We start from the raw sequence: 23,553 nt of genomic DNA, 5'->3' as shown, positions 1-23,553 counted from the left end.
CGCTGAGACGGCCGCGAGTTTCCGGCCGGTCGCCTCGTTGAGGATGCCCTGCCTCAGCAGTCTGAGCAGGACCTTCAGATGCGCACTGGACGTCTGTCCGCGCCTGCATGGACTGCCCCCTTTCCGTTGGCTGTCACTGCAGTCCGCTGTAGGCGGCCATGATGATTTCCATGCCGCGGTTGTCCTCCTGCTGGTCCCGGTCCAGCATCTGGTTCATGACGTACGCCACCGTCATGCGAGCGCCTGGATCACTCGCGACCAGCGAGCCGCCCCAGCCGCCCCAGCCGAAAGTGCTGCCGAACTTGCCGAAGCCCACGGTCCAGGACATCGGCGACCGCAGGACGCGGTCCTCGCCGCGGAACACCTCCTGCCACGCGGGCTCACAGCCCCGGGGGGACAGCAGGCGCACCCCGCCGGCCGCACCCCGGTTTGCCAGTACCGACTGGACGAGGGCGACAGACCGGGCATTGCCGAAGCCGTTCACCGCGGGGATCTGCGCACGGCGCCACGCCACGGAGTTGGCATCCCTGACCCGGACCGCGGCACCGGTGTGCTCCCGGCGGGTGCCGTCCAGCCCGAGCGGTGCGCTGGAGGCGTACTCGTCGGTCAGTGACGGCGGCGGGATGAGCGGTACGACGCGACGGTCGTGCTCGGCGGAGAGCCCGATGTGGAAGTCCGCACCCAGCGGTTTGGCCACCTCCTCGGCGAAGAACTCACCGAGGCCGCGGCCGGTGATGCGCCGGACGATCTCACCGACCAGGAACCCGAAGGTCAGCGCGTGATAACCGGCAGCCGTCCCGGGTTCCCATTCGGGAGCCTGCGCGGCCAGCCGTGTCGTCACGCCATGCCAGTCGTAGAGGTCCTCGACCGCCGTCAGCCCGGACAGGTCCGGCAGCCCCGCGGTATGGGACAGCACATGCCGCACCAGCACGTTCTCCTTGCCGGCCGCGCCGAACTCGGGCCAGTAGGCGGCGACCGGCGCGGACAGATCGAGCAGGCCCCGGTCGGCCAGCAGGAGCGCACACAGGGCGGTCATGGTCTTGGTCGTCGAGGTCACACCAGCGAGGGTGTCGCGCCCCCAGCTGACAGAGCGGTCCGCATCGGCGTACCCGCCCCAGATGTCGACCACCGGCTCGCCGTCGAGGTAGACAGCGACCGAGGCGCCCACATCGTCCTTGCCGAGCGAAGCTGACAGGGCTGCACCTACTGCGGCGAATCGCGGCTCGCACACTCCTTGGAGGTGATTCATGGGCCAAGCCTCAGGGAGCGCCGCAGCTTCCTTCCCATCAATTCCCGCTCTACTTTTGTCGGGCGGGGCAGGACCACAGAGTGTTTCTCGCTCCAGCACAGCGGCCCGACGGCCGCGCGGTCGGCCCGACGGCCGACCCGCCGTAGCGGTAGTTGTTCCCACCGGGAACGCCCGGGGGCCACTCGTCGAGCATGTGCGTCACGGCAGTCGGGCCGGCGCCCGAGACCGCAGAGTCGATGGCGGCCGTGGCCAGCCGCTCTGGTTGGGGCGCGGGTGCCGGCCGCTGCAGCTCCTGCGGCTGGGTGTGCGCTGCTGCAGAGGAGACACGAGAGGGAAAGGAAAGGAGGCAGCAGAGTGCTGGAGAGGCTGAATCTGGCGCTGAACCACCTGGAAGCCTGCCTCGACCGGGAGGTCGACATGGCCGAGACCGCCCGGGTCGCCGCAGTGTCGGAGTACCACTTCCGGCGGCTGTTCTCCGCCCTTGCCGGGATGCCGCTCCCGGTCTACGTGCGGCGCCGGCGGATGACGCTCGCCGCGGCCGAAGTACTCGCCCGGGAGCTGACGTTGCTCGATGTCGCGGTGCGGTACGGGTACAGCTCGGGCGAGGCGTTCGCCCGCGCCTTCCGGTCCGTGCACGGCATCGGGCCGGGCGAGGCCCGACGCACGGGTGCGGTGCTCACGACACAGCCCCGCATGTCCTTCCGTGTTGTCGTCGAAGGCAGTACAAGCATGCGGTACCGGATCGTGAAGAAGGAACCGTTTCGGATCGTCGGCAGGAAAGCCCGGGTCCCTCTCGTGCACGAGGGCATCAACGCGGTGGCCGCGGCGTACGTGGAAAGCCTGGACGCGCACGCGATCAAACGGATGAAGGAGCTGGCCGGTCGAGAGCCGGAGGGGATCCTGTCGGCGGCGGTGTATCTGACCGACAGCCGGGAGGAGGGCGTCGAGGCGGACTACTGGATCGGCGTGGCAACCGGCCCCGAGGTGGCCGCCGAGGAGCTCGACGCCCTCGACGTGCCGGCCGGGACCTGGGCGGTCTTCGACAACCACGGGCCCTATCCGAGCGCCCTCCAGGAGCTGTGGCGGGACGTGTTCACGCAGTGGTTCCCCTCGAACCCGTACGTGAGTCGGCCCGGCCCGGAGCTTCTGCTGACGAGGCCGGTAGAGATCGGCGCGGAGACCGACTCCCAGCTGTGGATCCCGGTCGAGCGAAGCAGCGCGAGCGCCGGCGTGTGAACACCAGCACCTGGACGCCACCTTCCCCGGATTGACCTGGACGCCCCCTCCCCGGATTGAGTGGATCGGCACTGAGGTTGAGGACGGTGCCGCAGGTACGCGGCGCAGAGGTCCATGGCCCCGCCGGGAAGGGGCGAGGGGAGCTGTGCTCCAAAGCCTCTGGCGTCATGGTCAGTTGCTCTCGGGCGGGAACGTCCAGGCGGTGAGTCTGGCCAGGTACGCCTCGTCGATCACAGGGGCGTCGATTCCCCTGGCGGTGAGCAGGGACGTGACACGGGACGGAGCGAGGGTGGGCAGGCGGTGTTCCGGGGTCGCCTCGACCAGGTAGGGGAGCATGTCGAACATCGCGTACAGCGACCGGGCGGGCTGTACGCGGCGGTTGGCAGCCAGCTGCGCCAGCCAATCGTCGAGGGGTACGGATGTGATCTCGTGCCCGGCCCGGCGCAGGGCGTGGACGGCTTCGTCGAGCGGGAACAGGTCCGGATCGTGCAGGTTGAACGCCTGGAGGTCCTGTGTGCGTGTCGCGCCCGGGGCCAGTGCCGTGATGGCGCGCGCGGCGTGGTCGACGGTGCATACCGGCACCTGGGGCAGTGTCTCGGGAGCCGTGCGGAGCTGGACGCACACCCTCATGAGGGTGCTGAGCGGTTCACCTGTGGCGACCATGCCGGTGGCGCTGTCCCCCAGGACGAACGGCGGACGGTGGATCGCGGCGGGGACGCCGCGTGCGGCGGCCTGTCGCACCAGTTCCTCGGCCACGTATTTGGAGGCCGGGTAGCCGAACGTGCCGGAGTACTCCAGCGACGGCGCGCTGTCGTCGCCGATCAGGTCGGTTCCGCAGGCACGCGCGGAGATGAACACCGCCATGGTCGAGACGTGGTGCACCGCCTTGGCCGGCCCGTACGCGGCGAACCGCAGGACCTCGACGGTTCCTTGGACGTTGGGGACGCGGGCCAGTTGGTAGGGGTCGTTCATGTTGACCGAGGCACCGCAGTGGTAGACGGTTCCGGTGCGGTCGGCGAGGGCCTGGTAGTACGCGTCGTCCAGGCCGAACTGCGGCCGGGTGAAGTCGCCGGCGACCGCGACGGCTGCCTCGGCGGGGACTCCCACCTCGGCGCAGCGTGCGGCCAGGCGCGCGGTTGCTTCCCGGCCGTCGGCGGCACGCACCAGGCACCGGACCGTTCCCGGGGTGGAGTTGTGGAGCTCGCGCAGCAGGTACGCGCCCAGATAGCCGGTCGCGCCCGTGAGGAGTACGTCCGGTGGGGGTTCGTGCTGTGCTGTGCGGCCGGGGTTGATGTCGGCCGGGAGCCGGAGGTCTGTGGGCGGAATCGAGAGGGCCGTACGAGCGGTGCTGCCCTGGATCATGGCGGTCGCTTTCCCTCGGGTGCTGTTCGCTTCAGTGGGCCATCGTCGAGGCGTATGCCGGATGGGTGATCGACAGGCCGCCGTCGGCGTGCAGGACCTGCCCGGTGATCCAGCTCGCGGCTGGTGACGCGAGGAACAGCACCACCTGCGCGAGTTCGTCCGGTGTGCCGATCCGGCGCAGCGGTGTGCTGGCGCGGGCGGCGGATTCCAGGCGGTCGTTCCCGGGCATTCCGGCTCGTGCGTCTCCTTCGATCAGGCCGCCTGACGCGGCGTTGACCCGGATGCCGGCGGGCCCGTACTCGACTGCCAGGTAGCGGGTGAGCGCTTCGAGTGCGGCCTTGGAGGCACCCGTGCCGGCATAGGCGGGCAGCACGGTGCCCGCCCCGGACGAGGAAACGTTCACGATGGCGGGTCGTCGTGCCCGCTCCAGCAGAGGCCGGGCTGCCTGTGAGCACCACAGGGGGCCGGCCGCGTTGGTGGAAAGAGCTCTGAGCCAGTGCCGTTCGTGGACCGCGTCCACTGCGGCGAACCGGCCCGCGGCGGCGTTGTTGACCAGGATGTCCAGCCGGTCGGTTCGTTCGGAGATCGTATCGAACAGGGCAGTGACAGCGGCCCGGTCGGCGACGTTGCCGGGGACCAGGTCGGCCTTGCTACCGCTGTCCCGTACCTCGTCGACGGTGCGCTGGGCGGATTCGGGGTCGCGGAAGCAGTTGACGAGGACGTGGGCGCCCTCGCGCGCGAACGCCTGGGTGATGTGGCGGCCGATTCCGCGTCCGCCGCCGGTGACGAGGACCACCTCGTCGGCGAAGGTTCCCTTCATGACAGGGGGCTCCATCCGGGTGGGGTCAGGACGATGCAGGAGTTCTGCCCGCCAAGGCCGAAGGAGTTGGACAGGACCGGCCGGCCTCCGGTGTCGCGTGGTCGGCCCGTGACCACGTCCAGCCCCGCGCAGTCGTCGGCGAGCTTGTCGTGGCCCGCGGTCGGCGGGACGAGGCCGCGAAACGCGGTGAGGGCGGCAACCGCGGCCTCGGCCGCGCCCGACGCCCCCATCAAATGGCCGAAGACGCTCTTGGAGCTGGTGACCGGTGGGGGCGTGCCGTGGAAGGTGGCGAGCAGGGCGCGGGTTTCCATCGCGTCACCGAGCGGGGTGGACGGCCCGTGTGCGTTGACCGAGCCAATGTCGCCGGGCGTGAGCCCGGCGTCGGCGAGGGCGGTGTTCATACAGGCGGTGACCCAGGTGCCGGCCGGATTCGGTGCGGTGAGGTGGTGGCTGTCAGTGCTCTGCGCGGTGCCGGCGATCTCGGCGTAGATCCTCGCTCCACGGGCGAGCGCGTCGTCCAGGGGCTCCAGGGCCAGGAAGGCCGAGCCCTCGCCCATGACGTAGCCGTCACGGCCGACCGAGAACGGGCGGGATGCGGTGGCGACGTCGTCGTTACGGGTCGACAGCGCGTCGGACTGACAGAAGGCGGCCATCATCAGCAGGGTCACCCCTGCGGAGTCGGTGGCTCCGGCCAGCACGAGATCACAGCGTCCGTCACGGATCAGGCCGACTCCGGTACTGATCGCGTCGATCCCGGAGGCACAGGCGGTGGACAGGGTGGTGGAGGGGCCGTGCCAGGCCAGCTTCATGCCGATGAACGCGGCAGCGGAGTTCGGGATCAACAGGGTGGTCGTGAGCGGGCTGACCTCTTCAGGGCCCCGGTCAAGGCAGTTGAGCGCCTGGAGCGTGTAGGAGTGGGCCCCTCCGAAGGAGGACCCGCAGACGATGCCGCTCCGGGTGGGGTCGCTGGGCGGTTCACCGGCATCGGCGTGGGCGTCCAGCGCGGCACAGAGGGCGTACTGGGCGAACAGGTCCGCACGGCGCAGGTCTTTGCCGGACAGATACCGCTCGGGCCGGAATCCGCTGACCTGGCAGGCGAATCGGGTGGGCAGCCCGGTCGGGTCGAACCGGGTGATGGGGCCGGCGGTCGGTGCGCCCGCCATCACCGTGTCCGTGAAGGTGTCGAGGTCGCAGCCGGCCGGGGTGGTGACACCGATGCCCGTGACGACGACCCGACGGCGGCCCAGGTGGTCGAGGAGTTTCTCGCGGGACGTCATGACCGCTCCGGCCCGTGGGGCGTCGGGAGGAGAACCAGGGCGGCGTTGTGGCCGCCGAACCCGAACGAGCTGGACAGCACGGGGCCCGACGGCAGTGCCCGGGACCGGCCCATGACCAAGTCGATCTCCAGGGCGTCGTCGACCTTGACGGTGTTGGCGGTCGGCGGGACCACGGCGTGGGCGAGGGCGAGAAGGGAGGCGACCGCCTCCGCGGCACCGGAGGCAGCGATCATGTGGCCGGTGACGCCCTTGTTGGCGGTGACCGGCACCCGGCGGGGGCCGAAGACCGATGCGATCGCCTGGGCCTCGGCCGCATCGCCGACCGGTGTCGAGGTGGCGTGGGCGTTGACGTGGGTGATGTCCGCCGCGTCGACGGCGGCATCGGCCAGGGCGGCGCGCATGCACTCGGCCGCTCCCTCGCCTCCCGGGCTGGGGCTGGTCAAGTGGTGGGCGTCGCAGGTAGTGGCGTAGCCACTGATCCGGCCGTACTCGCGGGCGGCCCGGCGGGCGGCGTGATCGAGGCTCTCCAGTACCACGAACGCCGCTCCTTCGGACGCCACGGTTCCATCCCGGTCAGCGTCGAACGGCCGTGCCGAGCGCAGCGGTTCGCTGGCTCGCGCGGACAGCGCGCCGCTGGCTCCGATCCCGGCCAGCGACTTCGCGGTGAGCAGTTCGGCTCCACCCGCGACGACGACATCGGCGATGCCCTCGCGGATGAGCCGTACGCCTTCGCCGACGGCCACCGCGCCGGTGGCACATGCGGCACTGACGGCCAGTGACGGGCCGGTGAAACCGGCGACCAGACTGATCGAGGCGGACAGCGCGTTGTGCATGGCCATCGGCACGAAGAAGGTGCCCCGCTCCGGGGCCTCCAAGGTGGTGGAAGCGCCGAACGCCGTTCCCGCCACCACCGCGAACCGGCCGGACACGGCACGTCCTGTGTCCCGGGGACGGTCGGTCAGGCCCGCGTCGGCGAGGGCGTTGAGCGCGGTGAACACGCCCAGCCGGGTGGCCGGGTCGAGGCGGCGACCCAACTTGCCCAACCGCAGGGCGAGTTGGCGTTCGTCGGCGGCGGCCGGCAATCGGCAGGCGAAGCCCGGGGTCCCGCGGCCGGCATCCGGCGTCCCGAACGCGCCGGCCAGTGTCCCCTTGGCCGCGAGGAGCGCGCTCCACAGGTCTTCGGTGCGGACTCCGGCCGGCGTGGTCGTGGCCATCCCGGTGACCGCCACTGGTCGTCGGGTCGGCTGCGCGTTCCTCATGTGGGTTCGGACGGCGAGCCGACGAGTGCGACGAGTTCGGCCACCGTCGAGGCCCGAGCCTTCACATCGGACTTGTCCACGAGGAACCCGCGTGCAGCGAGCGCCGCGGCGATCTCGGCGAGGTCGAGCGAATCGGCGTCCAGGTCATCGGCGAGCCGGGATTCGGGCTTTACGTCGTCCTCGGACACCGACAGGATGCGCATCAGGATCTCGGTGACGGCGCTGGAGACCGGGATGTCGGGTTGGGGGTCGCTCATGGCGGACTACTCCTTCGGGTGGGGTCGCGGCGCGCCGAACGGGCGCAGCCGTCGAGTTGAGGGGTTGAGACAGGTAGGGGCTCAGTGGCCCATGGACATCCCGCCGTCCACGGGCAGTACGGCACCCGTGACGAAGCTCGCCTCCGCCGAGCACAGAAAGGCAGCAGCCGACGCCACTTCAAGGACGGTCCCGAACCTCTTGAACGGGATCATGTCGGCCAGTTGGCGTCGGCGCTTCGCGGTCAGATGACTGATCATCGCGGTGTCGACAGGCCCTGGCATGACGAGATTGCAGGTGGTGTACGGCGCCAGTTCGCGAGCGAGCGATCTGGTCAGGCCGATCAACCCCGCCTTGGCCGCCGCGTAGTTCGCCTGCCCGGCCGACCCGAGTACGCCCGCGGCCGATCCGACGGTGACGATCCGGCCCCACCGTGCGGCGGTCATGCCCGCGGCGGCGCGTGACGCGCAGAGGAAAGGACCGGTGAGGTTCACCTCCAGCGCGGCCCGCCACTGAGCGACGGTCATCTCACCGACCAGCGCGTCGGACAGCAGACCTGCACAGTTGACGAGGATCTGCACATCCGAGCCGTAGTGCTCACCGACCTTGCGGAACAGAGCGTCGACCTGCGGGGGGTCGGTGACATCGGCCTGCACGGCCAGACACCCGGTCTTCGCGGCGGCCTCGGAGGCCGAAGTCCGGTCCCGGGAATAGGCGATTGCGACCCGGTGCCCCTGTTCGGCCAGCACGGCCGCGATGCCGGCGCCGATGCCCCGCGACCCGCCGGTGACCAAAGCGACCTTGGCGCCGACTTCCTGCACCGTCATGAGGAGGCGCCCGTCTTGAGGGGCGGCGCCGCACCGTTGTTGTCGGACGCTCGAACGAGTTCGGAGAGGGAGCCGCAGACGTCGGGTGCCGACGCGTTGTAGAGCCGGACCCGTCCCAGCGTGCGTTTGGCCAGACCGGTGAGCGTGCGGCCGTAGCCCGCCTCGACAACGGCGTCGGCTCCGAGGCGAGCGAGAGCGTGCTGGGTGTCGCGCCACCGGACCGGAGTGGTGAGGTCGGCCGCAACGAGCCCGCGCCATGCGGTGGGACCGGTGGCGCCGGGCCGATGCACGCGTCCGTTGTGAACGATCACCGCCCGCGCCCTGCCGAAGGGGATGGCGCCCAGCTCCGACAGGAATTCCTCGGATGCCCGGTGCATCAGCGGAGTGTGAAAGGGTCCGGCGACATCGAGCGGAATGACATCACCCGCTCCCAATGCCGTAGCGGCCGCCTCCGCCTCCCGCAGGCTGGTGTGCTTCCCCGAAATGACCGTCTGCGTCGGCGCGTTGTCATTGGCGACCCAGCATCCTGAGATGTCGGCGCACGCCGCCGCGGCCCCGTCGAAGCCGAGCAGCAGGGCCGTCATCCCGCCTGTTCCGTCACAGGCGGCTTCGGTGAGGCGGGCCCTTAACGCCACGATGCGCACGGTGTCCCCGACAGTGAGTACGCCCGCAGCGTGCAGGGCGGAGATCAGCCCCAGGGAGTGGCCGGCCAGCAGAGGCCGAACGCCCCCCTCACGGGCGAGAGCGGGAGCCAGCGCCTTCCAGGACATCATTGAGCACAGCACCACCGACAACTGTGTGTCCGTGGTCGACGTGGGGACGGAATCGGCACTCAGCAGCATCGGTTCGAGCGGGCGCCCAAGGGCGCCCTCGGCCTCCTCGACGACCGCCCACGCGGGATCGTTTCGCCAAGCCACACCCATGCCGGGGCCCTGCGAACCCTGCCCGGGAAACAGCACCGCGGGAGATCTCAAAGGGGCCATGTTCATTGCCTGCGCTCCTCGCTCCGCCCGTACGGCCAGGGCGGTGATGACGGTGATGCGGCGATGAGGACGTCCGCGAACAGGAAGACGGACGCCAGGAATCAGTGGTTTTGCCCGAACGGGCCACAGCCCCATGATCTCCCATTGCTCGTGATCTCCGGCAGATGCAAAGAGCTGGGTCACGATGCATACGCGCGCTACGAAGTGCGCCGTGGCGCACTCGTGGAGGGCGCACGCCGTGCCTGAGGCATCCACCGATCGTCCGACCTGCCATGGCGTATCCATGCGGGAGTCCACGGTGAGCCCTGCCTGCACCTGCTCGTCCACGGCGCACGCCCGGCGTGACCGCGAGGCAGCTCAAACCGCTCAACGTGCCTTCAACGGCTCAGCGGCTCAACGGCTCAGCGGCTCAGCGGCTCAGCGGCTCAGCGGCAGCCTGCTTTGCCCAGCGCTTGAGCTGTTGCCGTTCCGACTGCAGCGGCTGCTGCAATCAGTCCTGCAACCCGGGAACGCACAGTGAGTCTCGCGACCGACCCCTCGCTTGCCGGGCCCAGCCATCTGCCGGTCCGCCAGGCGTTCTCACACGACGGGCAGCGAGGCACACCATGACCGGCTCAACCGACCCCCTGACGGCTGCCAGGGCCGAGGCCCTGTTCAGCAGCGACCTGCCCACTGGTTCCACCCTGACACGGTCGGAGGTCGGGGTCGCTGTTCGGCGGGCGATTCGCGCCCATGGTGGAACCCGCGGCTGTGTCGTTGTCCTGGCCGTTGCCTATGGCAACTATCCGGAGACTTCCGTGGCCCGCATGCGCTGGGCTCTGGACCAGATCCGTACGTGCTACCCCCGCCTCTGACAGCGCAAGCAGCGCGTCCGTCCGCTGAATCCCCCACCGCCTGCATTCCCCCCTCCCCTCAACCCTGTTGAAAGACACACCATGAGGTTCCTGTCGACTGAACGGGCCGCCCTCGATGCCCTCCTGCCAGGTCTGGAGGCCAAGTTGGCCGCCTCCCCGCTCGGTGATCTGGAACGGCTGGGCAGTCCCGGTATCAAACCGTTCAAGGAGTCGGGCGGCGGCCACCACCATGACGGCCAAGGTCACCGACGCCGGCCTCGTGGTCAGCGGCACCAAGAAGCCGTGCGGCCCGGTCCGCTCGATGGGCCTGCTCACCGCGAGTGTGTTGGTTCCGCGCGAGGACGATCCCGGCGAGCAACTCGCCGTGGTCCTCGTCCCCGCCGACGGCCCTGGCATCCGCGTCACCCCGTTCTGGAACAGCTTCGCCCTGGCCGGTGCGGAGAGCGATGAGGGCACGGTCACCGACGTGCTGGAGGTCTCTCGCGGTACCGCCCACCTGGGCCTGGTGACGGCCTCGGCGGTCGGGCTGACGTACGGATACGGCTGGAAGGGAACGCTGACCATCCATCTGCCGGCCGGGATGAATGAACAGTCCTTCGGCGACGACGCCGGGGCAATTGCGTGGATGGCTCTGCGCGAACGCACGTATCGCGCTGGATCGACGTGCTGAGCCTGGTGCTGGTGCTGGTGCTGGTGCTGGTGCTGGTGCTGGTGGTGACGGTCTTCGCGCGGGCGACCGGACTCCCCGCCTTCCAGGGCGTGGTCGGGCCGGTGTGGCTACTGATCGCGTTCGCCGGACTCGCGGCCGGGCGCAGCACGATCGTCCGCTGAGCGCGCTGCTCCGGAAGGGTCGTGCAGCGGTTCGGACGCAAAGCCTTTCCGCAACTGATGATTCAGGACTCGCCGGACCACACGCCCCTCACGGACCGAGGCTCTGTCCCGACGAGCAGGGTCGTAAGGGCCCACCCACCAGCCAACCGGTGAAGCACCGTCTGGCCACCGCAGGAAGGACACCACAATGCCCACAGCACGACACCCCCTCGATGCACGCGTGCGCGCTCACCGGAGGCGTACCGGGCTGACGCAGAGCCGGCTGGCTGCGGACGCGGGGATCAGCGTGCGGGCTCTGCGTGACATCGAGCGTGGACACGTACGCCGGCCGCAGCGACGCACACTGTGCCGGCTGGCGGCGGTCCTCGGGCTCGACGTCGAGGAGATCCGGTGCCCGCTCGCCCCGCAGCGAGCACCGGCCCCACACGACAGGACCGGCCTGCGAATCGGCGTCTTCGGCAGCCTGAGCATCGAGCTGGACGGCGTCGAGCGGGAGATGCGGGCCTGCAAGCTGCGGCGACTGATGGCGCTGTTGGTGCTGTGCTATCCGCACCCGGCCGGGCTCGACGAGATCGCCTGCGCCCTGTGGCAGGGGGAACGGCCGCGTTCGTATCGGAACCTGATCCACACCTATGTGAGCCAGGCGCGCACCTTCTTCAGGTCCGCGGGTTCCGGCTCAGGCTCCGGCAACCCCTCGTACCTGGTCCGGACGCCGACCGGCTACGCCCTGTCGGTGGGGCGCGACCAAGTTGACCTGACCCGCTTCGGAGACCTGGCGGAGCAGGGACGGCAGGCCCACGCGCGCGGCGAAGAGCGGGCCGCATTCGAGTTCGCGGCGCTGGCGCAGCAGGGCTGGCGCGGCCCGGTCCTGTCGGCGGAGCCGCTGCTGGCCGAGCACCCGGCAGCCATCGCCGCGAACCGGCGCCGCATCGAGAACCTTCTCCTGTACGCAGACCTCGCGCTGAAGTTCGAACAGCCCGGGCTGGTGGTGTCCGCGCTGCGGGCCGCCGCCGAGGACGAGCCCCTGCACGAGGGGGTGCAAGCCCGGCTCGTGCTGGCCCTGGCGAGCTGTGGCCAGCAGGCCGAGGCGCTGCGGGTCTTCTCCGCTGTCAGCCGACGCCTGGACACCGATCTGGGCCTGCGGCCCGGACCCGAGATGCGCCGTGCCCAGCTGCAGGTGCTGCAACAGCGCCTTGCCTGGCCTCAGAGCGTACTGACCACCGCGGACTCTCTGCCCAAGTCCCAGCACCCGGTCCGCTCTGCGCAGCAGTAGACCACGCCTTCCCAACTCCCGGCCGGGTCACGGCACTTCGTCGGACGCACCGCCCTCATCCGGGAGCGGGACCAGGTACCCCTCACGCCCGGGGCGCGGGCTGGGCAGGTGCCGGCGGCACTGCTGACCGGGCCGCCCGACGGCGGCAAGACGGCGCTCGCCCTGCGGTGGGCGCACCGGACCGTCGAGCACTTCCCGGACGGGCAGCTCTCTCTCGAACTGCGCGGTCACGCCCGCACCCGTCCGCTGACCGCCCAGGACGCGCCGACCTGGTCCCTGCGTGCGTTCGACGTCCCCGCCCGGGGCATGCCGCACACGCTCGACAGGGCCGAGAGCCTCTCTCCAACGAAGCTGTCCGGGCAGCGGGTCCTGGTGGTCCTCGACAACGCGCGCGACGAGGACCGGGTACGCCCGCTGATTCCCAGCGGTGCGGGCTGCGCCGTGCTCATCACCAGCCGCAACACTCTGCCCGGCCTGGTGGCCAGGGACGGCGTACGGCGCATCACCGTCGACGTGCTCGACAACGAAGAGGCACTGCTGCTGCTCACCAAGCTCCTCGGTCCGCAGCGGATCGGGGCGGAGCCGCTGGCCGCCGTGGCCCTGTGCCGCTACTGCCGCGGGCTGCCGCCGGTGATCCGCACCTACGCCGCCCAGCTGGTCCAGCACCCGCGCCACTGCTCCGGTACGCCCAGTCTCTGCGTGACCAGGGGCAGCAGCCCCCCGCCGCCTGGGCGGCCCCGGGCGTCGCGGTCAGCCACCGAGCGCCAGACGCAGCGCGAACATCGCGAACACCGCGGCGGTGAGCCCGCTGATGACCCGCCGCGCCGAAGGCGAGTCCAGATGCCCGGACAGCCGGTGGACAAGCTTCATCCACACCAGCAGCCACGCCAGCCCCAGCGCGAGATAGCAGCACGCCAACAGCGCAAGGCCGGCGGCTGGGTCCATGCCCGACGGCACGAACTGTGGCAGGAACGCCATCAGGAAGATGCCGACCTTGGGGTTCGACCCCGTGCACAGCAGTCCGAGCCCGAACATCCGCCACCAACCCCACCTCCCCCACGCCCCCCGCCCACCGACCGGCGGGGCACCGCCCGGAGAGGAGACCGGCGCGTCCCCTGGCCCCAGAGCCGCACGCAGCGCCAGACACGCCCACACCAGCAGCACAGCGGCCCCCGCCAGGCGGAACGCGGCAAACAGGTCCGGACGGGCGGCGAGCAGCGCGGCAAGCCCCAGCGCCCCCAGCGTCACCTGGACGGCCCCCGCCGTGATCATGCCGAACGCGGCCGGAGCGGCCGTACGGGGCGAGCCTTCCAGGACGAGCCGGGTCATCAGGGCCAGGTCGGGCCCCGGCGCGACGATCACCACCAGGGAACTGGCCAGGAACGCCAGGGCGTTGATCACCATTCTCCGATGACGAGCCGCTGCTCCAGGGCGCGGATGGCACGGTAGTCCCGCTCGATCTGTCCGGCGTCGGAGTGGGCGAGGATGGCGAAGCCGAAGTTGAGGCTGTCGACCAGGTCCCTGGTGACCGGGACGTAGTCGCCGTCGGACAGGGCCTGCACCGAGAAGTGGTGGCTCGCCAGCCGGGGGATCGCGTCCAGGACGCCTGTGCCGCGCACGGTCCCCGAGCGCGGGGCGATGTGGAAGACGCATGTCTGGTGGGTCAACAGCTCATAGCTCTGCGGCAGTTCACCGCCGGTGAGCCAGCGCACCGTCCGGTCGATCTGGCTGTCGCCGGTGGCGTTGCGGTTGAACTGCGGCTGCCCGCCGCCATGAGGCCGGGCGCCCAGTTCGATGAGGACAGGACCGTCCGCGGTGTCCATCACCTCCACGTGCGCGGAGCCGAAGCGCATCCCGACCGCGCCGAGGACGCCGTGTACGTAGCCTGCCAGCGCCGTGACGGCGGGATCGCCCGGGGGCAGCCAGCGCATGGTGTCGTAAACGGCCATGTGAGGGCCGTTGTCGGTCTTCCCGTAGGCGCAGACGTCGACGAGGGAGTGCTGGCCGTCGTGGCTGAAGGTGTCCACGACGTACTCCGTGCCGGTGACGAACTTCTGCACCAGAAGCCGCTCGTCCCGCTCACAGAACTGGTTGACCCGGCCGAGCTGTCCCGTGAACACCTCGCGCCATCCCGACCCGCCGGGCACCTTGATGACGCCGTCGGTGCTGGCGCTCTTGGGCGGCTTGATCACGAGGTCGGACCCGGTCAGGCCCGCACGGTCCAGCCAGGCCGCCGCCTCCTCGACGTCGCCGGTGCAGATCTGCGGGATCACCGAAAGCCCGGCGGCCCGTACGGCCACGGCCATCAGGCTCTTGTCCCGGCGCGCCCCGGCCAGTTCGGGCACGTTGCAGCGCGCGGGCACCACCCGGGGGGCGATCTGCTCGGCCAGTTCCACGCCGGACTCGCAGCCCGCGATGACGCAGCGCGGGGCCAGCTCGCGCACCCTGCGTACGGTCTTGTCCAGGTCGCCTTCGTGGACGATGACGTCGGGGAAGTCCGCCGGGCGATAGGAGGAGGCGTACGCCGCGAGCGGGTTCGGTCCGGTGACGAGTGCCGCCACGGGGACGCCCTCGGCACGCAGGGCCTGTGCGAACAGGGCGCCCGACGAGTAGGGGTCGACGATGACGCAGGGGCCCCGGCCCGGCTCAGCGCCCGTCATGGGGCACCTCCCCGCGGGCCAGCGCGGCAACAGCAGCGCAGTAGCGGGCGAAGAGGTCCGCCGCGGGCTCGCTGACACGCCGGGCACGCACCGGGGCGTGCACCATGCCGTCCTCTCGTACGTACGTCACCGCCGTGCCGCTCTCCCGCAGCAGGGCGGTGTATTTCTCGGCGTCCACGCACAGCGAATCCCGCTCGCAGCCGACGACGTGGGCCGGTGGCAGCGTCTCGAACGAGGCACCGAGCAACGGCGAGACCCGAGGGTCGGCCGCCTGCTCGGGCTCGGGGCAGTAGCAGGCGGTGTAGAACTCCATCTCACCGCCCGACAGCAAGGGTGCGTCCTCGCCGCCGTGGCGCCAGCGGGTGAAGTCCAGGACGGGGCTGATCACGGCCTGGGCGCGCAGCCGGGGGCCGCCGCGGTCGCGCGCCATCATCGACAGGACCACCGCCATGTTGGCGCCGGAGCTCTCGCCGCAGAGCACCGCGCCGTCCGGGTCGAGGGTGCCGAGGCCGAGCGCGGGCAGGTCGGCGAGGGTGCCGCACAGGCCCGCGTAGCAGTCCTCCAGGGGGCCGGGGAACGGGTTCTCCGGCGCCATGCCGAAGTCGAGGGCGACACTCACCAGGCCGGTACGGTCGGCGAGTTCGGCGACCAGGCTGTGGTGGCTGTGCAGCGAGCCGATGACGAAGCCGCCGCCGCGGATGTAGAAGAGCACTGCGTGGCCGGTGCGTCGGGCCGGTTCGTAGATACGGATGCGGGCGGTGCGTCCCTCGTGCGCGACGGTCGCGTCCCGGTGCGTCACGCCGTCGGGGACGGGGACGGGCAGCACCTCGGTCAGTCCGTCGTACAGGGCGCGCTGCCGTGCGACGGGATAGGTGTAGAAGTCGGGCGGCAGCGCGCCGTTGACCGTTTCCACGAACTTCTCGATGCCATCTGCGTACGTCATGCGTGACTCGCTCGCTTCCGAGGACGGGTGCCGGGCCGGGTGGCCAGGACCGGAGAGAGGGGCGGAAGTCAGAGGGTGTTCTCGGCGGCCGGAGCGCCGCCGCCCGTTGGTTCGGCGGCCCTGGTGGCCGGCTCGGCGGAACCGGACGGCCCGACGGCCGGGCCCGCGTCGGCGGGCTTGCCGGCACGCGGGTCGCGCATGCCGACCCAGGCGGCGGCGACGGCCCCGACGGTGAGCACCCCGGACAGCCACCAGACCGACGCCGAGGACGCCTGCCATACGGCGACGCCGAGCACGGGGCCGATCGCGTAGCCGATCTGCATCGGGAACGCGGCGGCGGCGATGTAGCGGCCCCGCAGCTGCCCGGGGGCGACCCGGCCCGGCCAGGCGGAGGCCGTCGGGGTGCCGATCATCTCGCCCGACGTCCACACGATCGTGGCCACCACGTACATGGCCATGCTGGGCCCGGCCACGTACAGGTTCATGCCGACGCCGACAAGGCCGACGCCCAGGGCTACGGCGATCCGTCCCGGCAGCTGCTGCACGTACTTCGTGAACAGCAGCTCCAGACAGATGACCATGACGGCGTTCAGCGACAGGAGCGCGGAGTAGAACCCCACGCCGTGTCCGTCGGCCTTGACCTGGAGCGGCAGTGCCGAGGTGTGCTGGATGTAGACGACGGCGTTGAGGAACAGCGCGAGCAGGAACAGCACATAGCGGGTGTCCCGCAGGACGGCCGTGTACGAGCGGGACTGTCCCGGTGTGCTGTCGTCGGCCGACGGCTGCGCGGAGCCGCCGCCGGAGCGCACGAGGGTCAGGGCGAAGACGGCGAACACCAGTTGCGCCGCGGCCTCAAGGTAGAAAATGACGTTGTACGAGTGGCTGATCAGGAGGGCGCCGAGCAGTGGACCCACCGTGGTGCCGAGATTGAACGCCATGCGGTAGACGGCGAACACCATGACGTGGTGGTCCTCGGGAGTGCGTTCCACCAGGAGGGCCGCGGATGCCGGGCGGTACATCTGTGCGAGGAGCCCGATGAGTGCGGACACCACGATGATCGGGGGCAGGACATCGAAGTGGGGCAGGATCAGCGTGCCGAGCCCGGCGAGCGCCATGGAGCCGGCGATGGTCCAGGCGTATCCGATGCGGTCGGAGGCCGAGCCGCCCATCAGGACGCCGGCCACGGAGCCCGCGCCGTAGGCGCCGAGCGCCAGGCCCGCCTCGGTCGCGGAGAAGCCCTTGGCGGTGAGGTAGAGGATCAGGAAGATCTGGAGGAAGTTGCCGAGCCGGTTGACCAGCATGCCGACGAGTACGAGCCGGATGGGGCCCGGGATGCCGCGCAGGGCCTGCATGACGGAGGGGTGCGGTCCACCGCCGGGGGCGGCGGACTTCTGCTCGGTCATCGGGCGGGCTCCTCGGCCGGTCGGTGCGTGAGCTCGACGATGTGCGTCGCCTGCTCAAGCGCCGTCCGCGCTTGCTCGACAGTGTCGGCGAGCGCGATGACGCGGGCGTAGCGGGAGATGTAGCCGCGTGGCGGCAGCCGCAGCACGGCGCCCGGGTCAGCCATGGCGTCGGCGCTGTGGATCTCGGGGGTGAACCGGTCCTCGTGCACGGCCACCGTCTCGATCTCGACGTCCCGCTCGGGGTACAGAAAGGCGATCGCCGCGGCCCGGCGACGGGTCTGCTCGGTCCGTGGCCGGCGTCCCGCCGCGACATCGGCCGCGGCCAGGGCCACGTCGACGCCGGTGGCAAGCTCGCCGAGGTAGGGGATCATGTCGCCGCCGAGGCGGGCATTGACCTCCATGAGCCGGGGGCCGTCCGCGGTGAGGCGGAACTCGGTGTGACTGACGCCGGTGTGGAAACCGAGCGCGGCGTGGCTGGCGCGCAGTGCCTCCAGCAGTCCTGGGTCGGTCAGCAGCGGGTCGGCCGCGTCGACGTCGTGGCCGGTCTCCTCGAAGAAGGGCGCGAACCCCACGTGCTTGCGGGCCACCGCGAGCGGTGTGCCCTCACCTTCGAAGAACACGGCGTCGACGCTGATTTCGGGGCCCTCGACGTACTCCTCGACGAGTACGGAGGCCTGGAAGACGGGCACGCCCGGGTAGGACGCGCCGGACGCCGCCAGATAGGCGCTCGCCACGTCCTCGGAGCCGTCGACCCGGCTTACACCCATACCCCCGGCCAGGCCGCGGGGCTTGAGCACGACCGGGAAGCCCAGCTTCCGCGCCGCCTCGTGCGCCTCGTCGAGGGAGCACACGCCGATCGAGGCGGGCTGGGCGACCGAGGCCCGCTCCAGCGCGATCCGGGTGGCGTTCTTGTCGCGGCACGCGATGACCGTCTCGGGCGAGTTGCCCGGCAGGCCGAGCGCCTGCGCGACGTGGGCGGCCGGGGTGACCAGGCCCTCGTCGTAGCAGAACACTCCGGCCACCTCGCGCTCGGCGGCCACCTGACGCGCGGCCTCGACGAGAAGCCCGGGGTCGGTGTTGTCCACCTGTGTGCCGCCGACGACGTAGGACTCCTCCCAGGTCACCGGGGCCGGTTGCAGCAGCCAGAGCGCATAGCGGCCGCTGACCGCCTTGAGAATGAACTCCCGGCTGCGCCGGGCGCTGCTGCCTATCAGCAGCAGCAGCGGCTTCCCACCGTCCGTGCCCATGATCCGCTCTCCTCGCATGTGGTCGTCCGTGGCCCAAGGAGCGGGCCGCGCACCGGACATCTGTAGAACACCGACCGGTCTCAGGGCGTTGCGCGCGACAGCGGCCGGCCGGAAAGGCCGGGCGACAACGGCCGGTGCTCCAGGACCGCACCGGGACAGGCCGCCCGCGGCGCGGGCCGGCCACCGGCCCGCGGCCGGTCGGGCAGGACCGCGGTGACCCGGTTGCCGGTACGCACCGCCGGGATCTGCGCGCGCAGCCGGGTCAATGACGTCTTGCGCTCGTGCCAGGGACACACGAGCCGGATGCCGTCCTCGGCCGGGTCGGCCGGGTCGGCCAGGTCGGCCAGGTCGGCCAGGTCGGCCAGGTGCAGCGGGCCGCCGCGGTGCGGGCAGTCGGCCCGCATCACGAACCCTTGGCCCCGGACCGTGGCGTAGACGTAGGGTGTTCCGGCCACGACCGCACAGTTGTCCCGCCCCTCGGCGGCGAACGTCACGACAAACACTTCCGGTAATCCCCTACGGAGTGGATCTCGTAGACGCACTCGTCGGACAGAATGTCCGCACCGTGCAGGCGGTTTCGCTTGATGACCACGCCCTCGCCGGCCTCCAGGGTCAGCGAGGAACCCAGGCCGCTTTCGAAGCGCATGGTGCCGGAGACGATGTGGCAGAGTTCGTCGCCCTCGTGGCAGTGCGTGTTGGAGAGCTCGTTGAAGGGTTCGACGAGATGGGCCACGGGCGCTTGTACGCGGCCCTCAAGGATGGCCGCGTGGACGGGGCCGTGCAGCTTCTTCAGCTCCGGCTGGGCGTCCATCCAGGCGATCTGCTCACCGAAGTCGAAGTCGGCGACGTCCACGAGCACCCGGTACTCCTCGATGCCGCGCACGATCTCCGGGATGATCCCCTCGCCGTGGGCCTCGACCAGCGGCTTGATGATCTTCTCTCGGGCCATCCGGCCGTGGTGCTGGTCGATGTGGACGTGCTCGGTGAAGTAGGTCGTGTCGACCGTTTCCCCGAAGACGTCCTTCAACAGCCGGTCGGCGCGGCGGCAGAAGTCGACCAGGGAGGTCTCGGTGTAATAGAGCGCGCCCACGTAGCGGAAGAGCAGCTCGTGGTTCTTGCCCAGGTAGTGGAAGTAATTGTTCATCAGCAGGCTGCTGTTGAGGTAGTACTGCCAGTACCGGTGGAGCTCGGATTCCAGCCCGACCGACTCCAGGGTCTTCTCGAACAGGGTGCTGTGCTTGGTCTCGTGGACGCCGTAGCCGTACTCGTCTATGAGGACCTTGAACCACTCGGACTGGGCGGGTCCGTAGTAGCCGAGTACGTTCCGCATCATCGGCGACGCCTCGGAGAGGAAGTCCGGGATGAACTGGACCAGCCACATGCGAGCCGCCCGCTCCTTGTCGGCGGAGCCGCGGACGGCCTGCTCGGCAGGTGACGCCTGTGCCGGGGCGCCGGCGTCCAGGGAGTCGAGGTAGGCGTCGAGACTCTTGGCGGTCCAGGTGCCCGAGGTCTCCACCTCGTCGTCGAGGAAACCGAAGGCGTAGCGCTCCAGGGCCGGCCGGATCCGCTCGCCGAGAGCCCGGTTGGCGGGACTGTAGAAGGCCTTGAAGTCCTCCTCCTTGCCCTGCAGGCCGGACTTCGGGAAGAACACCAGGTCGGCCTCGTAGATGCTGGTCAGAACGCGCTGCGCGGCGAGGCTCGCATAGTTGAGGATGCCGTCGCGTGCGGGTGTCCTGTCGAAGTCGAGGAGCGGCAGGACCTGGGGCCTGAGCTGGCGGCGGTAGGGGTTGTCGTGGTTCAGCCAGTCCAGGCTGTCGTGGTAGATCGGGGCGGTGGCGTACTGGACCACCGCGTCGCGCAGTTCTGCCCCGCTGAGTTCGAACGGGACGTGGGCGGGAACGTGACTCATCGCTGACCTCTTGGTTCGCAGGCGGATGGGGATGTACTGCGGCGCCTTCCGACGCCGGTGCGGGGTCAGACCCGTACGCGCAGGCTGAAGTCGCTCCAGGACAGCCGCAGCGACACGGGCTCGCCCGCCTTGGTCGGCACGGGTTTGTCCAGGGGGATCCAGCCCTGCATCCAGTGCGACTCGGGGTGGTCCGGCGGGTTGGACAGGACGATGCCGTGGCCCATGTCCAGCTCGAACCAGACCACGAGCGCCTGGGCCTCCCCGTCGGCGGTGGCGGGGATCGTCAGATCGCTCTGACCGGGTTGCAGGGCGTCGCGCGCCAGGTCGAACGTGACGACCGGGACGGACTCGGACAGCAATCGGTGCGGCCAGGTGTGGAGCCGGACCGGGAAGTGGCCGCGGGTGGCCAGCATGTTCATGAGCGAGACGTCGATGCCGCTGGCCGCGGTGACCTGGTTGAGCCGGAGCACCGCATCGCTGCTGGCCAGTTGGCCGCGCAGCCGGCCCACCGAGGGCAGCATGATGCCGCCAGGTGTGAGCAGGTGCTCGCGGGCGTGCCGCACCGAGGGCAGCAGTCCCTCACCGATCAGGCCACAGTCGACGATCTCGGACACGAGGACATCCACGGGTCCGCCCAGGTCGCGTTCGGCGTCGAGTTCGGTGGAGGGCCTGCCGATCACGGTGATCACGTCGGACAGTCCGTGGGCGTCCACGATGTTGCGGGCGACCTCCGCGAGCAGGGGGTTCATCTCGCAGGTGAACACCCGGCCGGCCCCGGCCCGCGCTGCGGCGATGGCCAGCAGCCCGCTGCCCGAGCCGATGTCGAGGACCCTCGCACCGGACGGGATGCCCCGCTCCAGCGAGGTGACCAGGGCCTCGTTGCGAGCGGTGTCGTTGAGCATGGCGAAGTGCCAGCGTGGAACGTTCCTGCGAGCAATGTGAGCAAAGATGTCCGCGTCCGGGGTGAGGCTCTCCGCGGACGTCCTCAACAGTACGGACGTCTCCTCGGCGAGCGCGCTCATCTCCCGTGCGAGCGACTCCAGCAGGACCGCTCCCAGGCGATACGGGGTGCCGCTCACCGGTGTGACTCGTGCCCCTTGTGTGTCTTGCATACGGGTGCTACTTCTCCTCGTGTCGATTCGCGGGTTCGTGGGACGACGCGGGTCGGTGTGCTTCCCGTCGCCGTACAAGGACCGTACGTAGACGCGATTCGGCGCTTCTCCAGCGGCACTTGACCGGCAGCGGCGGGGTCCTTCGTCAGCGGAGCGCCGCTGAGCAGGGCCGACGTAGCCGTTTCCGGTCTGCTGGAACGAGGCGGCAGAACGGACCGGCGCACCGGTCGTGGACGAGTTCGCCGCAGGCGCGGGCGCGGGGACCGCGCAGGGCGCGTTCGTACGCGGGATCCGAGTGCCGTACGCGCATGTGACGGTCCTTGTGCCCGACTACGCGCTTGTCACGGTCCTTGGGGTCCTTGACGGGCCGGATTCGCCCGGAGGTCTGAGACCGCGGGCGTCATACGTGGCCCGAGGCGCGGTGCGTGAACGTTCCGGCCGGTCTGCGGCTGCCTCGCCCACGGGCTGCCGATGGCCTTGCTCCCCACTTCCTTCGCAAGAGCATTCCGCAGCGCCCCGGTCACCCTCACCCGACCGAACCCCCAAGTCCGACCGGCCCCGCGCAAGGCCGCAACCGCGCACCATGGAAGATCACGCCGCGTACGAGGAGCACCGCCGCCTGCAGCGGGAAGGTGAGGTCGCCGTAGACGTCCTGGTGCAGACGGTTAGTTGTAGCCGGACTCTTCGTAGCGCAGCAGCAACGGCGTCGGCCGGTGCCGGCCCTCGGTGAGCAGGTCCTCGTGCCGCTCGGGAAATCGGAATCCGGGCTCGCCGGGCCGCGCGGCCCAGGTGTTGGCGATGCGTGCCAGCGGCAGGTACAGCTTCTGGCGCAGAGGGGGGACCGGGTCGGGCAGCGGGTTGGCGAAGTGGCGGCAGGAGCCCTCGCCGAACCGGTGCCGGGCCATCGTCACCGTGCTGCGGAACGACTCCGGCTCGTCGTACATCTCCCGTACCCGGGCGCACTGTTCGGAGGTGAGCAGCGGTGGAGTGAGAGCGACGCCGTCCGTATCGAGGTCGGCGGCCAGGGCCGACCAGTCCAGGCGCGTATCCGTTGAGGCTGCCGCCGGAGCCGAGGACCCGGTGACAGGGCAGCACGACGCACAACGGGTTGGCGCCCAGGGCCGTGCCGACCGCGCGGGCCGCGCACGGCCGGTCCAGGGCCTCGGCCAGTTGTGCGTAGCTCACGGTGTGCCCGTAGGGCACGAACGTACCCGGCGTCGTAACGGTGAGACGTGGATCGCGTCGGCCGTCACACGGTGACGGGCCGGCAGCTCTTACAGGCTCGGTACCCGGCCCGACCCGCCTCCCGGGCGGTACGGAAGGGCACTTGGTGGGGCCGGGTGATGCGGCGGGCGTGCGCGCAGGTTGGATGGCAGTAGATGCGGGTGGTGTCGCTGCCGAGGAACACCGCACCGCGGCGGCGCAGTTCAGCCACTCTGCGCATGTCGACGCCCTCGGCGGCGCGCAGCGCCTCAGCTGCACCGGGCGGGTGGGCGAGATCGCAGGGTGTGCCGTCGTCGTACACCGCACGGTGGCCGGGGATCAACACGGTGGCCGGGTTGTGGGCCAGCCCGACGAGGACTTCGTCCGGTGCGGCCCCTGCTTCCCGGGCGATCCAGCCGATCGGGCGGAGCTGCCCGGCGGGGATGGCGCGGACCGCTTCGAGGACGTCCTGGTCCACCGGGTCCAGTGGGGAGAGGTCGATGCGCAGCCGCCGGGCACGGCCGGTGCGCAGGGCAGGGACGACACCGGGGAAGGGCCGGGCCGTGGGCAGCGCCGAGCGTCCGGTGCGGCCGCGGTGCAGCTCCTCGAAGGCCGTCGCGTCCAGCTCTCCGGCGTCCAGGGCGGTACCGGTCACCGCCTCCTGGCCCGACGCCACGAAGAGTCCACCCGCCGCCGTGTCGAGGCGTACGTAGACGTCGTAGACCTCGCGCGGGATCCCGGCCATGCGCAACACGCGCACGCCGAAGTCGGCGGGCGCCTGCTCGGCGAGTCCGGCGAGCATCGGCCCGTCCGCGGGCGGGCCCGAGGCATGCTGGCCGCTCCTCATGTC

22 protein-coding genes and 2 pseudogenes are annotated in these 23,553 nt (G+C 70.6%); 5 read left to right on the top strand and 19 right to left on the bottom strand.

Annotated elements, in window-relative coordinates; all coding sequences use genetic code 11:
* Window positions 1-133: 133 nt before the first annotated feature.
* A complete protein-coding gene (locus ACH4SP_RS11605; RefSeq protein ID WP_398413192.1) occupies window positions 134-1,249 on the bottom strand; it encodes a serine hydrolase domain-containing protein in 1,116 nt (371 codons plus the stop codon).
* 354 nt (window positions 1,250-1,603) lie between these two features.
* On the opposite strand from ACH4SP_RS11605, the gene ACH4SP_RS11600 reads away from it, so the two are divergent.
* Window positions 1,604-2,485 (top strand): GyrI-like domain-containing protein, encoded by an 882-nt coding sequence (locus ACH4SP_RS11600; protein ID WP_398413190.1) that lies wholly within the window; start codon window positions 1,604-1,606, stop codon window positions 2,483-2,485.
* Window positions 2,486-2,656: 171 nt separating this feature from the next.
* Here the strand turns inward: ACH4SP_RS11600 and ACH4SP_RS11595 are convergent, their stop codons facing one another.
* The 7 genes from ACH4SP_RS11595 to ACH4SP_RS11565 all read right to left on the bottom strand — a co-directional run bounded on the left by ACH4SP_RS11595 (window position 2,657) and on the right by ACH4SP_RS11565 (window position 9,595).
* On the bottom strand, window positions 2,657-3,847 hold the full coding sequence (locus tag ACH4SP_RS11595) for a thioester reductase domain-containing protein (protein WP_398413187.1): 1,191 nt from the start codon (window positions 3,845-3,847) through the stop codon (window positions 2,657-2,659).
* A gap of 31 nt (window positions 3,848-3,878) precedes the next feature.
* Window positions 3,879-4,667, bottom strand: coding sequence for an SDR family oxidoreductase (locus ACH4SP_RS11590; RefSeq protein WP_398413185.1), 789 nt, complete (start codon window positions 4,665-4,667; stop codon window positions 3,879-3,881).
* Window positions 4,664-5,944 (bottom strand): beta-ketoacyl-[acyl-carrier-protein] synthase family protein, encoded by a 1,281-nt coding sequence (locus ACH4SP_RS11585; protein ID WP_398413182.1) that lies wholly within the window; start codon window positions 5,942-5,944, stop codon window positions 4,664-4,666. Before ACH4SP_RS11585 ends, ACH4SP_RS11590 begins: the two co-directional genes overlap by 4 nt.
* Window positions 5,941-7,203 carry a beta-ketoacyl-[acyl-carrier-protein] synthase family protein gene (locus ACH4SP_RS11580; protein WP_398413180.1) on the bottom strand — a complete coding sequence of 421 codons (1,263 nt, stop codon included), beginning with the start codon at window positions 7,201-7,203 and terminating at the stop codon, window positions 5,941-5,943. The genes ACH4SP_RS11585 and ACH4SP_RS11580 overlap by 4 nt, the downstream gene beginning before the upstream one ends.
* The gene (locus ACH4SP_RS11575; RefSeq protein WP_398413178.1) at window positions 7,200-7,460 is read right to left on the bottom strand and encodes a phosphopantetheine-binding protein; all 261 of its coding nucleotides are present in this window, start codon (window positions 7,458-7,460) and stop codon (window positions 7,200-7,202) included. The genes ACH4SP_RS11580 and ACH4SP_RS11575 overlap by 4 nt, the downstream gene beginning before the upstream one ends.
* Window positions 7,461-7,541: 81 nt before the next feature.
* Window positions 7,542-8,285, bottom strand: a complete 744-nt coding sequence (locus ACH4SP_RS11570) for a 3-oxoacyl-ACP reductase family protein (protein WP_398413176.1) — start codon at window positions 8,283-8,285, stop codon at window positions 7,542-7,544.
* Window positions 8,282-9,595, bottom strand: coding sequence for an ACP S-malonyltransferase (locus ACH4SP_RS11565; RefSeq protein WP_398413174.1), 1,314 nt, complete (start codon window positions 9,593-9,595; stop codon window positions 8,282-8,284). The genes ACH4SP_RS11570 and ACH4SP_RS11565 overlap by 4 nt, the downstream gene beginning before the upstream one ends.
* Before the next feature lie 756 nt (window positions 9,596-10,351).
* On the opposite strand from ACH4SP_RS11565, the gene ACH4SP_RS11560 reads away from it, so the two are divergent.
* From ACH4SP_RS11560 to ACH4SP_RS11545, 4 genes and pseudogenes are all read left to right on the top strand, one after another.
* Window positions 10,352-10,792: a hypothetical protein gene (locus ACH4SP_RS11560; protein ID WP_398413171.1), complete on the top strand. Its 441-nt coding sequence runs from the start codon at window positions 10,352-10,354 to the stop codon at window positions 10,790-10,792.
* The gene (locus ACH4SP_RS11555; RefSeq protein WP_398413169.1) at window positions 10,786-10,953 is read left to right on the top strand and encodes a hypothetical protein; all 168 of its coding nucleotides are present in this window, start codon (window positions 10,786-10,788) and stop codon (window positions 10,951-10,953) included. The genes ACH4SP_RS11560 and ACH4SP_RS11555 overlap by 7 nt, the downstream gene beginning before the upstream one ends.
* A 187-nt stretch (window positions 10,954-11,140) precedes the next feature.
* Window positions 11,141-12,226, top strand: coding sequence for a BTAD domain-containing putative transcriptional regulator (locus ACH4SP_RS11550; protein WP_398413167.1), 1,086 nt, complete (start codon window positions 11,141-11,143; stop codon window positions 12,224-12,226).
* Between the two features lie 306 nt (window positions 12,227-12,532).
* Window positions 12,533-12,823, top strand: a pseudogene (locus tag ACH4SP_RS11545) (hypothetical protein); the annotation flags it as partial.
* A gap of 153 nt (window positions 12,824-12,976) precedes the next feature.
* Here ACH4SP_RS11545 and ACH4SP_RS11540 read toward each other — a convergent pair.
* The 11 genes and pseudogenes from ACH4SP_RS11540 to ACH4SP_RS11490 all read right to left on the bottom strand — a co-directional run bounded on the left by ACH4SP_RS11540 (window position 12,977) and on the right by ACH4SP_RS11490 (window position 23,550).
* Complete coding sequence (locus ACH4SP_RS11540; RefSeq protein WP_398413164.1) at window positions 12,977-13,630, bottom strand: LysE family translocator; 654 nt, start codon at window positions 13,628-13,630, stop codon at window positions 12,977-12,979.
* Window positions 13,624-14,886, bottom strand: a complete 1,263-nt coding sequence (locus ACH4SP_RS11535; protein WP_398413163.1) for an ATP-grasp domain-containing protein — start codon at window positions 14,884-14,886, stop codon at window positions 13,624-13,626. The genes ACH4SP_RS11540 and ACH4SP_RS11535 overlap by 7 nt, the downstream gene beginning before the upstream one ends.
* Window positions 14,873-15,829 (bottom strand): alpha/beta hydrolase, encoded by a 957-nt coding sequence (locus ACH4SP_RS11530; RefSeq protein ID WP_398413160.1) that lies wholly within the window; start codon window positions 15,827-15,829, stop codon window positions 14,873-14,875. The genes ACH4SP_RS11535 and ACH4SP_RS11530 overlap by 14 nt, the downstream gene beginning before the upstream one ends.
* 68 nt (window positions 15,830-15,897) lie before the next feature.
* A complete protein-coding gene (locus ACH4SP_RS11525; protein WP_398413158.1) occupies window positions 15,898-17,232 on the bottom strand; it encodes an MFS transporter in 1,335 nt (444 codons plus the stop codon).
* Window positions 17,229-18,479 (bottom strand): acetyl-CoA carboxylase biotin carboxylase subunit family protein, encoded by a 1,251-nt coding sequence (locus ACH4SP_RS11520; protein ID WP_398413157.1) that lies wholly within the window; start codon window positions 18,477-18,479, stop codon window positions 17,229-17,231. Before ACH4SP_RS11520 ends, ACH4SP_RS11525 begins: the two co-directional genes overlap by 4 nt.
* Window positions 18,480-18,559: 80 nt before the next feature.
* On the bottom strand, window positions 18,560-18,982 hold the full coding sequence (locus ACH4SP_RS11515; RefSeq protein ID WP_398413154.1) for a Rieske 2Fe-2S domain-containing protein: 423 nt from the start codon (window positions 18,980-18,982) through the stop codon (window positions 18,560-18,562).
* Window positions 18,970-20,388 (bottom strand): iron-containing redox enzyme family protein, encoded by a 1,419-nt coding sequence (locus ACH4SP_RS11510; RefSeq protein WP_398413151.1) that lies wholly within the window; start codon window positions 20,386-20,388, stop codon window positions 18,970-18,972. The genes ACH4SP_RS11515 and ACH4SP_RS11510 overlap by 13 nt, the downstream gene beginning before the upstream one ends.
* Window positions 20,389-20,453: 65 nt before the next feature.
* Window positions 20,454-21,467: a 50S ribosomal protein L11 methyltransferase gene (locus ACH4SP_RS11505; RefSeq protein ID WP_398413149.1), complete on the bottom strand. Its 1,014-nt coding sequence runs from the start codon at window positions 21,465-21,467 to the stop codon at window positions 20,454-20,456.
* A 698-nt stretch (window positions 21,468-22,165) separates the two neighbouring features.
* The gene (locus tag ACH4SP_RS11500) at window positions 22,166-22,444 is read right to left on the bottom strand and encodes a 2OG-Fe(II) oxygenase (protein WP_398413147.1); all 279 of its coding nucleotides are present in this window, start codon (window positions 22,442-22,444) and stop codon (window positions 22,166-22,168) included.
* 148 nt (window positions 22,445-22,592) lie between these two features.
* Window positions 22,593-22,685, bottom strand: a pseudogene (locus ACH4SP_RS11495) (MGMT family protein); the annotation flags it as partial.
* A 64-nt stretch (window positions 22,686-22,749) separates the two neighbouring features.
* On the bottom strand, window positions 22,750-23,550 hold the full coding sequence (locus tag ACH4SP_RS11490) for an Ada metal-binding domain-containing protein (protein ID WP_398413144.1): 801 nt from the start codon (window positions 23,548-23,550) through the stop codon (window positions 22,750-22,752).
* Window positions 23,551-23,553 lie beyond the last annotated feature (3 nt).

The sequence above is a fragment of the Streptomyces sp. NPDC021093 genome (assembly GCF_044333135.1).
Lineage (GTDB): Bacteria > Actinomycetota > Actinomycetes > Streptomycetales > Streptomycetaceae > Streptomyces.
Note: the sequence above shows the minus strand (reverse complement) of the source record. Positions and strands in the feature narration are given on the sequence as shown.